Here is a 12061-nt window from a genome sequence, read left to right as displayed (position 1 = left end):
CGGACATGACGGCGACATCCCGGTGGGGCTCACCCGAGCTGGAGCAGGTCCGCGCGCTCGCGGCCAGCTACTTCACGAAGGAAGTCCTCCCCAACGTCCCCAAGCACGTGGAGCAGGGCTACCCGGACAAGGCGCTGTACCGCCGGGCGGGCGAGTTGGGGCTCTTGTGCATGTCCATCCCGGAGGCCTACGGCGGCGGCGGTGGCACCTTCGCCCACGAGGCCGTCCTCACCGAGGCGCAGGTCCGCGCGGGCGACCCGTCCATGGGCTTCTCGGTGCATTGCACCATCGTCGCGCACTACGTGCTGGCCTACGCGTCCGAGGCCCAGAAGAAGAAGTGGCTGCCCAAGCTGGCCAGCGGCGAGTGGGTGGGCGCCATCGCCATGACGGAGCCGGGGACGGGCTCCGACCTCCAGGCCATCACCACCCGCGCGGTGCGTGACGGTGACTTCTACCGGGTGAGCGGCTCGAAGACCTTCATCTCCAACGGCCGCGTGTGTGACTTCCTCATCATCGCCGTGCGCACCGGGGACGCGAAGGGCCATGCGGGCATCTCCCTGCTGTGCGCCGAGGTCTCCGACACGACGCCGGGCTTCGGGCGCGGGCGCATCCTGGAGAAGCTGGGCGGCAAGGGGCAGGACACGACGGAGCTGTTCTTCGATGACTTGAAGGTCCCCGCCGTCAACCTGCTGGGCGGGGAGGAGGGCCGGGGTTTCGTCCAGATGATGCAGCAGCTCCCTCAGGAGCGGCTGAGCGTGGCGCTCATCGCGATGGCCAGCCTGGAGCGGGCCATGGACCTGACGGTCGAATACACGAAACAACGCCAGGTGTTCGGCAAGCCCCTCTTCGCCCTCCAGAACACCCGCTTCGAGCTGGCGGAGGTCGCCACGCTACGGCGGGTGTGCCGCACCTTCATCGACGACTGCATCGTATCGCACCTGGAGGGTGGGTTGGATGTGACGACGGCGGCCATGGCCAAGTATTGGGTGTCGGATCAGGCGTGCATCGTCGTTGACCGTTGCTTGCAGTTGTTCGGGGGCTACGGGTACATGAAGGAGTACCCCATCGCCCACCTGTTCGCGGACACGCGTGTGCTGCGAATCTTCGCCGGCGCGAACGAGGTCATGAAAGAACTCGTCGCCCGTTCCCTGTAGACCCACATCTTCGTCTCAAGGAGGCTCTTCGTGAGCCAGGAAGCACTCATCTTCGACGCCGTCCGGACCCCTCGCGGCAAGGGCAAGAAGGGCGCGCTGCACGGCACCAAGCCCATTTCCCTGCTCACCGGCCTGGTGGACGCGCTCAAGCAGCGTCACCCGAACCTGGACCCCCAGCGCATCGACGACGTGGTGCTCGGCGTCGTGTCGCCCGTGGGTGAGCAGGGCGCCGACATCGCCCGCACCCTGGTGCTGGCGGCGGGGCTGCCGGAGACGGTGGGCGGGGTGCAGCTCAACCGCTTCTGCGCGTCCGGCCTCACGGCGGTGAACATGGCCGCCCAGCAGGTGCGCTCGGGCTGGGAGCACCTGGTCATCGCGGGCGGCGTGGAGAGCATGTCGCGCGTGCCCATGGGCTCGGACGGTGGCGCCTGGGCCATGGACCCGGCCACCAACTTCGACACCTACTTCGTCCCGCAGGGCGTCTCCGCGGACCTCATCGCCACCATGGAGGGCTTCACGCGCGAGGACGTGGACCGCTACGCGGCCCGCTCGCAGCACCTGGCGGCCCAGGCGTGGGCCGGCGGGTACTTCAAGAACTCCGTCGTCCCGGTGGTGGACCAGAACGGCCTCACCGTGCTGGACCATGACGAGCTGATGCGCCCGGACTCCACCGTGGCGTCGCTCGGGAAGCTCAACCCGTCCTTCGCCGTCATGGGCGAGGCGGGCGGCTTCGACGCGGTGGCCCTGCAGAAGTACCACTTCGTGGAGCGCATCGAGCACGTCCACACGCCGGGCAACTCGTCGGGCATCGTGGACGGCGCGGCGCTGGTGCTCATCGGCTCGGAGCAGGTGGGCAAGTCGCTGGGCCTCACGCCGCGCGCGCGCATCGCCGCCGTGGCCACGTCCGGCTCGGACCCCACCATCATGCTCACCGGTCCGATTCCGGCCACCCGGAAGCTGCTGGAGATTGCCGGCCTGTCGGTGAAGGACATCGACCTGTTCGAGCTCAACGAGGCGTTCGCCTCGGTGGTGCTCAAGTACCAGAAGGAGCTCGGCATTCCGGACGAGAAGCTGAACGTGAACGGCGGCGCCATCGCCATGGGGCACCCGCTGGGCGCCACGGGCGCGATGATTCTGGGGACCATGGTGGACGAGCTGGAGCGTCGCAAGGCGCGCCGCGCGGTCATCACCCTGTGCGTCGGTGGTGGCATGGGCGTGGCCACCCTCATCGAGCGCGTCTGAGCTTCTCTTCCAATACTTCGACAGGATTCGAGCGAACCCCATGAGCGAGCAGAACACCATCCGCTGGGACAAGGACGCCGACGGCATCGTCGTCTTGACGTTGGATGACCCGAACCAGTCCGCGAACACCATGAACGCCGCGTATCTGAAGTCCATGCGCGCGACGGTGGACCGGCTGGTCAAGGAGAAGGACACCCTCACCGGTGTCATCCTCACCTCCGCGAAGAAGACGTTCTTCGCCGGTGGGGATTTGAAGGACCTGCTGAAGGTGCGCAAGGAGGACGCGCAGCAGTCCTTCGCGCTGGGGCAGGAAATCAAGGCGCAGCTGCGCACGCTGGAGACGCTGGGCAAGCCGGTGGTCGCGGCCATCAACGGCGCGGCGCTGGGCGGCGGGCTGGAGATTGCGCTCGCGTGCCACCGCCGCATCATCGCGGACGTGAAGGGCGCCCAGGTGGGCCTGCCGGAAGTCACGCTGGGCCTGCTGCCCGGTGGCGGCGGCGTGGTGCGCACGGTGCGGATGCTGGGCATCGTGGACGCGCTGATGAAGGTGCTGCTCCAGGGCCAGCGCTACCGCCCGCAGGAGGCGAAGGAGGTCGGACTGGTCCACGAGGTGGTGGACTCCGTGGAGGCGCTCCTGCCCGCGGCCAAGGCGTGGGTGAAGGCCAACCCCACCGCGCAGCAGCCGTGGGACGTGAAGGGCTACAAGATTCCGGGCGGCACGCCGTCGTCTCCGGGGCTGGCGGCGAACCTGCCCGCGTTCCCCGCCAACCTGCGCAAGCAGCTCAAGGGCGCGAACATGCCGGCGCCCCGCGCCATCATGGCGACGGCCGTGGAGAGCACGCAGGTGGACGTGGACACCGCGTTCACCGTGGAGTCGCGCTACTTCACCGAGCTCGTCACCGGGCAGGTCGCGAAGAACATGATTCAGGCGTTCTTCTTCGACATGCAGCACATCAACTCCGGCGGCGGCCGGCCCAAGGGCTTCCCGCAGTACACCGCGAAGAAGGTGGGCGTGCTGGGCGCGGGGATGATGGGCGCGGGCATCGCCTACGTCTGCGCCAAGGCCGGCATCGACGTGGTGCTCAAGGACGTGAGCCAGGCCTCCGCGGAGAAGGGCAAGCAGTACTCCGTGAAGCTGGTGGAGAAGGCCATCCAGAAGGGCAAGTCCACGAAGGAGAAGGGGGACGCGCTGCTGGCGCGAATCACGCCTACCACGGACGCCGCCGCCCTCAAGGGGTGCGACGTCGTCATCGAGGCCGTCTTCGAGGATGTGAAGCTCAAGCATCAGGTCTTCCAGGAGGTGCAGGACGTGGTCGCCCCGGACGCGGTGCTCGGGTCCAACACGTCCACGCTGCCCATCACCGTGCTCGCCGAGGGCGTGAAGCGGACGGAGGACTTCGTGGGCATGCACTTCTTCTCCCCCGTGGACAAGATGCCGCTGCTGGAGCTCATCGCGGGCAAGAAGACGAGCGACGCCACGCTCGCGAAGGCCATCGACATCGCGGTGCAGATTGGGAAGACGCCCATCGTCGTCAATGACAGCCGGGGCTTCTTCACCAGCCGCGTCATCGGCACCTTCCTCAACGAGGCCATCGCCATGGTGGGTGAGGGCCTCTCCCCCGCCTCCATCGAGCAGGCCGGCCTCCAGGCGGGCTACCCCGCCGCCCCGCTCCAGTTGGTGGACGAGCTCACGCTGACGCTGCCGCGCAAGATTCGTCAGGAGACGAAGGCGGCCACCCTGGCGGAGGGCAAGCCCTGGGCGGAGCACCGCAGCTACGCTGTGATGGACGCGATGATTGACCAGCACCAGCGCAAGGGGCGCTCCACGGGCGGCGGGTTCTACGACTACGTGGACGGCAAGCGCACGGGCCTGTGGGCGGGCCTGACGCAGCACTTCACCAGGCCCGGCCACACCATCCCCTTCGAGGACATGAAGGAGCGGATGCTGTTCGCCGAGGCCATCGACACGGTGCGCTGCTTCGATGAAGGCGTGCTGCGCTCCGCCGCGGACGCGAACATCGGCTCCATCCTCGGCATCGGCTTCCCGGCCTGGACGGGCGGCGTGGCGCAGTTCATCAACGGCTACGAGGGCCGGACGGGCAGTGGGCTTCGGGGCTTCATCGCCCGCGCGCGTGAGCTCGCGCAGCGCTACGGCGCGCACTTCGAGCCTCCTGCGTCGCTCATCGAGAAGGCCGAGCGAGGCGAACTCTTGAAATAGCAGCTCACACAAGGAGAGGTCCGATGACGCAGGGCTCCAGCGCGAAGGCGCTCGTCGAGAAGCAGCGAGCCCGTTTCGAGACCCGAGCCACGCTGCCGCTGGCGTGGCGCCGGGAGCAGTTGCAGGTGCTCGAACGGGTGGCACGCAAGTACGAGGCGGAGATTCTCGCCGCCCTGCGGTCGGACCTCTCCAAGAGCCCCGAGGAGGCCTACCTGACGGAGGTGGGCAGCATCTACGGGGAGCTGAAGGACGCGCTGAAGAACGTGAAGGCGTGGATGGCGCCGCGCAAGGGCTCGGCGCCGCTCGTCATCCAGCCCGCGCGCGTCTGGCAGTACTCGGACCCGCTGGGGGTGACGCTCATCATCTCCCCGTGGAACTACCCCTATCAGTTGGCGGTTGCCCCGCTCATCGGGGCGCTCGCCGCGGGCTGCACCGCCGTGGTGAAGCCCAGCGAGCTGGCCCCGGCGACGTCCGCCGTGCTCGCGCGGATGCTCCGGGAGGCCTTCCCCGAGGACGTGGTCGCCGTCGTGGAGGGCGGCGCGGAGGCGAGCCGGGCCCTGCTCGACGAGCGCTGGGACCTCATCTTCTTCACCGGCGGGCCCCAGGTGGGCCGGGTGGTGGCGGAGGCCGCCGCGAAGCACCTGACGCCCACCGTGCTGGAGCTGGGCGGCAAGAGCCCCTGTATCATCGACAAGAGCGCGGACCTGGAAGTCACCGCGCGCCGCATCGCCTGGGGCAAGTACGTCAACGCCGGGCAGACGTGCATCGCCCCGGACTACGTGCTCATTCCGCCCGAGCTCAAGGGCCGCTTCACGGAGTTGCTCCAGAAGGCCGTCACCAGCTTCTACGGCGCGGACGTGCGTGAGAGCCGCGACTATGGCCGCATCATCAGCGCGCGGCACTTCGAGCGCGTCTCGACGCTGGCGCGGGACGGGGCGGTGGCCTTCGGCGGTGAGCGGGACGCGGACAGCCGCTTCTTCGCGCCCACCGTCATCACCGACGCGCCCCTGTCCAGCCCGCTGATGCAGGAGGAGATTTTCGGGCCCCTGCTGCCGCTGGTGGACTGTCCGAGCATCGACGAGGCCATCCGCTTCGTCCGCTCGAGGCCGAAGCCGCTGGCGCTCTACACCTTCTCCAAGGACGCGGCGGTGAACGAGCGCGTCCTCACGGAGACGTCGAGCGGCGGCGCGGTGGCCAACGACGTATGCGTCCACTTCGCGGCCAAGGGGCTGCCCTTCGGCGGCGTGGGGGAGTCCGGCACCGGTGGCTACCACGGCCGGGCCAGCTTCGATGCCTTCAGCCACCGCAAGGGCGTGGTGAAGCGGCCCTTCCTGCTGGACATGAAGCTGCGCTACCCGCCCTACGCGGGGAAGCTGGACCTCTTCAAACGCTTCCTGTGACGCGAAGGCCGTGGCCTCCTGGCGGTTGCTCCAGGAGGCCGGCGCCCGCGCTCAGGTTCGACGTTCGCCATGCTGCTGGGGCGCAAGGCAGGGAGGCGAGGGGATGGCACCACGCAACGCGCTCCAGGCCCCCGGCGGTGAACGCAGTCACCAGGCGGATGGCGCCAGTCATCGCGGAGTCCGTTGCCGGGCTCACCTGCCGACAAGCGCGCTAGCTTTCACTGTCCCGAGGGAAGGTTGGAGTCAAAGCGCTCCCGGAAAAGTCAGACCGATCCGGTATGAATCTCCCTGCGCGGCGCCTTCATGGCGTCGCCGAAAGGGTTTCTTTCACCATGAAAGTGTCATTGATTTCAGTCGGGCTGTTGGTCGGCATGACAGGGGTTGGCTGCGGAGGGCTCGACGGGGCTGACGCGGTGGAGGTCTCCGCGTCGCTGGACGCGACCTCTGAATCGACGCAAGGCCTGTCCACCCAGGTCACCGGGAGCAGCCAGGTCACCTTCATCGCCATGTCGGGCAACGAGACGAAGCCCTACGACCAGTCCGCCACGTCGGTGGTGGCATACACGCGGGATTCATCGAATGGGACGTTCACGGCCTACCCGGGAACGGGCTCTGCGGACGGCACCATCTCCGTGCCGAACGTCCCTTCCGGCCGCATGTACCTGAAGCTGGGCTCGCGCTACCTGGTGAGCACCGGCCGCACGTTCGACCTGGGCTCCACGGCGTGGGGCCGCGATGGCACCTTCGTCTCGCAGCCCACGCAAATGACGGTTTCCGCCACCGGCATGTCTCCCTGGCAGCCGGAGGATTATCTGGACGTGTATTCGTTGAATGCGGGCGCGTTCGGCTACGCGGGCTCCATCGCCACGGGACGCCCCCTGACGGGCGCCACGTCGCTCTCGGGATTGAGTTTCGATTACGCCAGAATGGCCAACCCCGTCCTGCTCGATAGCAGCCGTGGGGACTTGCTCTCCCTGGCTCAGATGCGGTTTCGGACGAGCGCGAATGGCGTGCCCTACCGCGCGATGCACAAGGTGCTCCTCTCGAGCGTGACGCAGGTGGAGGGGCAGCCCAACTCCATCAGCGGAACCTTCACCCAGCCCGCCGCGACCGGCACTTTCTCGGTGGACTGGAGACGCTCGGCCTTCGAAGCCCTGCGCACCCAGGTGAACCCGGCCGCGGTCAGCACGTACAACGAAATCTGGATGTCCTCCCGGCCGGCCGCGCTGAGCTCGGCGGGCGCGTCCATCAGCGGGCCGCCGCTCCTCGTGAAGCTCAATCCTGACTCGCAGCGGACGGACATCGTCACGGGGAGCATGACCTACAACAACCCGCTCCCGGCGGCGTGGCAGAAGGTGGCGACCGCCACCGCGGGCTTCACGAAGAGCTACGCGCTGGGGACCGCGACGCCCTACACGATGAACGTGGACATCCGAGTGGAGCAGGAGGAGAGCGCGTTCACCGCCGCGCCCGTGGAGCCCCTCGTCGGGCCGGTGGTGGCGCCCCTGGTGAACACGCGCGGCGCGTTCCAGAACCTCACGGGCGTGGGGGCAGACGCCTCGCTGCGCTGGTCGAAGCCGTCGGTCGGCACGGCCACGAACTACGTGGTGAACATCTACCGGCTGGGCACGAGCAACGGCTCCACCACCGCGTCGCGCGTGGCGGTAATCCACACGGACCTCCAGAGCGTGCACCTGCCCCCGGACGTGCTGCGGGCGGGCGGGACGTACTTCGCGGAAATCCAGAGCTGGTACCAGCCCGGCTCGAACCTGGCGACGAGCCCGTTCAAGCGCTCGCTGCCTCGAGGCCGCGCTAGCGTGCTCACCGGCATGTTCAGCCCGTAGACGCTGAAGTCCTGGGGAGGGAGGGAGCCCGCTCCCTCTCCAGCCTCCTTTCCGCGCACCCTTCGGACCCGCCGCTCCCACATGCGGCTTGAGCGGCGGGCCAGGTTGGCGAAAGTCGAGTCAGAGCGTCTTCATGTATTCGATGATGGCCCAGCGCTCATCGTCCGTGAGCGACTGGTTGAAGTCATGGCCTTCGTTGCCGAGCCCGTAGAGGTGCGAGTTGAAAATCATCCGCGAGCGAATCTGCTTCTGGGTGATGGGCGGCGGTGACTGGTAGGCCAGCGAGTTGTAGTTGGCCACCAGGTTGGCGATGTTGGCGAAGGCGATGTCGATGGTCGCCATGTGCTGGCTGCAGGGGATGAACGGATCCCTGCTGGGCACGTCGCCGCAGGCCAGGCGCGACACCTTCCAGCCGAGCTTGTTGAAGTCGTACGCCGCGAAGTCCATGGCGTAGCCGGCGTTGGTGCCCCGGTTGTTGGGCTCCGTCTGCTGTCGCTGCCACACCTTCGGGCGGTCCGACGGCTTCAGCACGTCCCACAGGGTGGGCACGCTGCTGTTGTGGAAGTAGGGCGCGGAGGCCCACGCGCCGTAGAGCGGCGGCGCGATGTAGCCAAACGGCTCAATCCAGATGTTGGGGCCCTCTGGGGAGTAGATGGGGCCCACGCCACGGTCATACGCGGCGCGGGGCACGCGGCGCAGGGCGCTGACGATGGGGTCGTCGTAGAAGGGCCCGTGGTCGGGGTGCATGTCGTTGTAGGCCAGGAAGGACGTGTTCCAGGCCCGGCGCTTGCGCTCGTCCGCCATCAGGTCCTTGCGGGCCGGGTCGGTCCGGATGGTCTCAATGGGCGTGATGACGCCGGAGATGCCCTTGAGGCGTGGGTCCGGCAGGAAGGCGGGGTTGGCCGCGTGGCGAGGCGAGTAGACGCCGTGGCAGCTCGCGCACGAGCCGTTGCCGGGTGTCTTCGGAATGTGGGGGTTGGCGCCGTTGGCCCAGAGGTCGCGCTCGTGGAAGAGGATGGCGCCGCGCTCGGCGAGCGCGGTGTTGATGGGCTTGGGGTAGGTGGGGGGGGACATCGAGAGGAAGAAGTTGTCATTGTCCTCGAACTCCGCGGTGAGCGCGCGGCGCTCCGAGGCCGAGCGGCCGATGTTCGCGACGCCGAACGCCATCTCCGAGCGGACGTTGTCCGACGTGAGCGCGCCGTCCCAGAACTGGCGCGTCTTGAAGGCGCGGTACCACCAGTTGGGCGCGCGGGACATGCCACCCGCGTGCGTGGGGAAGTACTCCAGCAGGCTGGGCGCCAGCGCCAGGGAGTCCATGTCGAAGATGGCGGGCAGCAGGTCGACGATGCCGATGGCGTCGCTCATGCCGCGGCCCACGCTCCAGGGCACGGGCACAATCTGGAATACGTTGCCCACGACGGTGGAGCGGAACATGTCGGACTGGATGAGGCCCGGATCGCTGGCGTCCGTGGAGCGTCCCCAGACGAAGGAGGACTCCTGGTCGTTGCCCAGCTTCGAGTCGTGGCAGCCCGAGCAGCTGGAGGCAATCATCCCCGTGAAGCGACCATTGGAGTCCCGCTCCTGCACCAGGCCCAGCGGGAGCTGGCCGCTGCCGCCGTTGGTGAGGTTGGGGTTCTCCCACGGCAGCGGGTAGGGATTGCGGAACGGCGCCTTCGAGAGCCCGTAGCGGTTGATGATCTGCTCGTCGAAGTCCGAGGGGCGGAAGAGGTATCCCCATTGGAGATACATGTTGTAGTAGGCCAGCGACGTCGTGAACGGCTGGAAGTAGGCGCGCGTCTCGATGTTCACCCGGCCGCGGTGGGCGCTCGCGCGGAACTCGCCGCACGTCTTCGGATTGGGTGGCAGGTTGGAGATGAACGGCGGCGGCGGTGAGTGCAGGTCCACCCAATAGGCATTGAACTGCACCGCGGCGCCCGGCTTGTTGACGCCGGGAACCACCAGGGTGCGTGGGTCCACCGGCAGCGGTGTTGAATCCGGTTTCCCCTGGCACGCCGCCGCGAAGGGCGCGCGAAGGGGCGTCGTGTCCAACAGCGGCAACGGGTCCGCGGCGGCCTGCGCCACGCCCAAGGTCAGGAGCAAGGTACTCGAAAACGCCAGACGACGACTCCAGTGCAGTCGCATGCGCGCAGCCCTCCATGGCTTATTGGCACAATGACAACAAGCCACTAGTAGGCTTCCGGGTGAAGGCTCACAATACGCAGTGCGTTAGGGATTCCCGGTGCGGGCTGGTGGCTGTTGGCCGCGGGTGGGGAGCGCGTAGGGTGGATGGATGGCGTCGACACCCGCGCTGACTTCCGGCGTTGGACGCAGTGGGGTGAATGGAACGACGACTACCGCACGTTCTCGGTGGTGGAGGACAGCCGGGTGCTGGCCAACGCCTCGGTGATGCGGATGCGGTTGCTGCTCGAAGGGCGGGAGGTGACGGGCTGCCAGCCCCCGTCATGCAGCAGCGCCCACAGGGCCTGTCCCGGCTGGCCTGCTCCGAAGGGAATCGGGTCGAGCAGGTCGTGGCCGAAAATCACGAGCAGCGCGAAGGCGAGCCGCGCGGGTCGTGGCAGGTAGAGCAGGGCGGACAGCACCATCATCGACAGGCCAATCGCGCCGATGACCTGGAAGTAATAGGTCCGGGGCAGGGGCGTGAAGGTCCAGGCGAAGTTGATGACAGTCAGCCCCAGCACGAGCAGGAAGAGGCCGCGCTTGAACGGGAACCTGGAGGCCGCTCGCGAGTCCCCCAGCCCGCGAACTCACGGCTGGCGCCGCCTATTCGTGCGCTGGCCGTGCTGGGGCTTGCTTCCGGTGGCGCGTGCGCCCGCCTTCGCTCCCGCGCGACTCGTGCGCCCGCCTTTGTCTGGAGGCAGCGGCAACCTTCAGGAGCTGGCGAAACCTGGGACATGCCAGGTGGCTCGGCGCGGGACAGTTCGCCGCGTGCCGCAAGCCGTCGCGCATGGCGCTCAGCCGCCGGATGGTGCTGTCGAGTTCCTCCGCCTTCGCGGTCAGCAGCTCCCGGTCAATGCGCAGTTGTCCGTCCGGCGCGAACATTTGAACCAGCTCATCCAGTGAGAAGCCGGCTTCGCGTCCCAGGGCGATGAGTGCGAGCCGCTCCAGCACGTCGGGATTGAACAGGCGGCGAAGGCCTCGCCTGCCCGTCGAGCAGAGCAGGCCCTTCGCCTCATAGAAACGCAGCGTCGAGGCAGGAACGCCCGTGCGCCGGGCTACCTCGGTGATGTCCAGGTCTCTCACCCTGTTGACCTCAAGTCGACTTGAACTGGCACTGTACGGCCTTCACTTCTTGAAGGCATGTGAAGGGAGACGCGCGATGGCATCTGGTCACCAGCCCCCGGAGGGGCAGGCAGCGCTTTGGAATGGCCCCGCGGGACAGGCCTGGGTCGATAGCCGGGACCTGCTCGAAGGGATGTTCAAGCCGTTCGAGGACCTGCTCGTCGAAGCCGTCCAAGCCCACGGCGCGCGTCAGGTGCTCGACGTGGGTTGCGGGACGGGCGGCACGACGCTCGCTGTCGCGCGGCGGCTCGGCGTCCAGGGGCACTGCGTCGGCATCGACATCTCCGCGCCCATGCTCGCGGCGGCGCGGGCCCGGGCTGAAGCGGAGCAGGTGGCCGCCAGCTTCATCGAAGCCAACGCGGAGCATCAAACCGTCGAGCCAGCGCGCTTCGACATGGTGGTTTCACGCTTCGGCGTGATGTTCTTCGACGATGCCGTCCAGGCCTTCGCGAACCTGCGGCGTGCCGCGAAGCAGAGCGCCAGGCTGTGCGTCATCGCCTGGAGAAGCCCCTTGGAGAACCCGTTCATGACGACCGCCGAGCGGGCCGCGGCGCCCCTCGTGCCAAACCTCCCCACACGTCAGCCGGACGCGCCGGGGCAGTTCGCCTTCGCGGACCAGGGCCGCGTCCATCGCATCCTTGAGCAGAGCGGCTGGGCGGACATCGACATCCACCCCATTGATGCCACCTGTACCCTGCCCGAGCGGGGGTTGGTCCAGTACGTGACCCGGCTGGGGCCCCTCGGCCGCGTCCTTCACGAAGCCGACGAGAGGACCCGGACTCACGTCATTGAAACCGTCCGCGCCGCCTTCAACCCCTATGTGCACGGCGACGAGGTGCGGTTCACCGCCGCTTGCTGGCGGGTCGAAGCTCGCGCTCCCTGAGGCTTGCTCGGCGTGACGCG

General features: G+C 68.0%; 9 protein-coding genes. 6 read left to right on the top strand and 3 right to left on the bottom strand.

Annotated elements, in window-relative coordinates; translation table 11 throughout:
• The first annotated feature begins 5 nt into the window (after positions 1-5).
• The 5 genes from KGD87_RS24075 (at position 6) to KGD87_RS24055 (ending at position 7858) form a co-directional block, all read left to right on the top strand.
• A complete protein-coding gene (locus KGD87_RS24075; protein ID WP_284662874.1) occupies positions 6-1154 on the top strand; it encodes an acyl-CoA dehydrogenase family protein in 1149 nt (382 codons plus the stop codon).
• Between the two features lie 30 nt (positions 1155-1184).
• Positions 1185-2396 carry an acetyl-CoA C-acetyltransferase gene (locus KGD87_RS24070; RefSeq protein WP_284662872.1) on the top strand — a complete coding sequence of 404 codons (1212 nt, stop codon included), beginning with the start codon at positions 1185-1187 and terminating at the stop codon, positions 2394-2396.
• A 40-nt stretch (positions 2397-2436) separates the two neighbouring features.
• Positions 2437-4614 (top strand): 3-hydroxyacyl-CoA dehydrogenase NAD-binding domain-containing protein, encoded by a 2178-nt coding sequence (locus KGD87_RS24065; protein ID WP_284662870.1) that lies wholly within the window; start codon positions 2437-2439, stop codon positions 4612-4614.
• A gap of 23 nt (positions 4615-4637) precedes the next feature.
• Positions 4638-6014, top strand: a complete 1377-nt coding sequence (locus tag KGD87_RS24060) for an aldehyde dehydrogenase family protein (RefSeq protein WP_284662868.1) — start codon at positions 4638-4640, stop codon at positions 6012-6014.
• A 332-nt stretch (positions 6015-6346) separates the two neighbouring features.
• Positions 6347-7858: an ABC transporter substrate-binding protein gene (locus KGD87_RS24055; protein WP_284662867.1), complete on the top strand. Its 1512-nt coding sequence runs from the start codon at positions 6347-6349 to the stop codon at positions 7856-7858.
• A gap of 120 nt (positions 7859-7978) precedes the next feature.
• Here the strand turns inward: KGD87_RS24055 and roxA are convergent, their stop codons facing one another.
• The 3 genes from roxA to KGD87_RS24040 all read right to left on the bottom strand — a co-directional run bounded on the left by roxA (position 7979) and on the right by KGD87_RS24040 (position 11119).
• Positions 7979-9958, bottom strand: a complete 1980-nt coding sequence (roxA, locus tag KGD87_RS24050) for a rubber dioxygenase RoxA (RefSeq protein ID WP_284662866.1) — start codon at positions 9956-9958, stop codon at positions 7979-7981.
• 251 nt (positions 9959-10209) lie between these two features.
• Complete coding sequence (locus KGD87_RS24045) at positions 10210-10557, bottom strand: acetyltransferase domain-containing protein (protein WP_284662864.1); 348 nt, start codon at positions 10555-10557, stop codon at positions 10210-10212.
• An 82-nt stretch (positions 10558-10639) separates the two neighbouring features.
• Complete coding sequence (locus KGD87_RS24040) at positions 10640-11119, bottom strand: helix-turn-helix domain-containing protein (RefSeq protein WP_284662862.1); 480 nt, start codon at positions 11117-11119, stop codon at positions 10640-10642.
• 76 nt (positions 11120-11195) lie between these two features.
• On the opposite strand from KGD87_RS24040, the gene KGD87_RS24035 reads away from it, so the two are divergent.
• Complete coding sequence (locus KGD87_RS24035) at positions 11196-12041, top strand: class I SAM-dependent methyltransferase (RefSeq protein WP_284662861.1); 846 nt, start codon at positions 11196-11198, stop codon at positions 12039-12041.
• The last annotated feature ends 20 nt before the right edge of the window (positions 12042-12061 follow it).

Origin of the sequence: Myxococcus sp. SDU36 (assembly GCF_030168875.1) — a bacterium.
In the GTDB taxonomy this organism is placed as follows: Bacteria; Myxococcota; Myxococcia; order Myxococcales; family Myxococcaceae; genus Myxococcus; species Myxococcus vastator.
The sequence above is the reverse complement of the archived record's forward strand: the minus strand, read 5'-3'. Positions and strand labels throughout refer to the sequence as shown.

Bases quoted from the DNA above. Each gene is read 5' to 3' on its own strand.
- KGD87_RS24075 (WP_284662874.1), top strand. From the start codon at position 6: ATGACGGCGACATCCCGGTGGGGCTCACCCGAGCTGGAGCAGGTCCGC.
- KGD87_RS24065 (WP_284662870.1), top strand. From the start codon at position 2,437: ATGAGCGAGCAGAACACCATCCGCTGGGACAAGGACGCCGACGGCATC.
- KGD87_RS24060 (WP_284662868.1), top strand. From the start codon at position 4,638: ATGACGCAGGGCTCCAGCGCGAAGGCGCTCGTCGAGAAGCAGCGAGCC.
- KGD87_RS24055 (WP_284662867.1), top strand. From the start codon at position 6,347: ATGAAAGTGTCATTGATTTCAGTCGGGCTGTTGGTCGGCATGACAGGG.
- KGD87_RS24035 (WP_284662861.1), top strand. From the start codon at position 11,196: ATGGCATCTGGTCACCAGCCCCCGGAGGGGCAGGCAGCGCTTTGGAAT.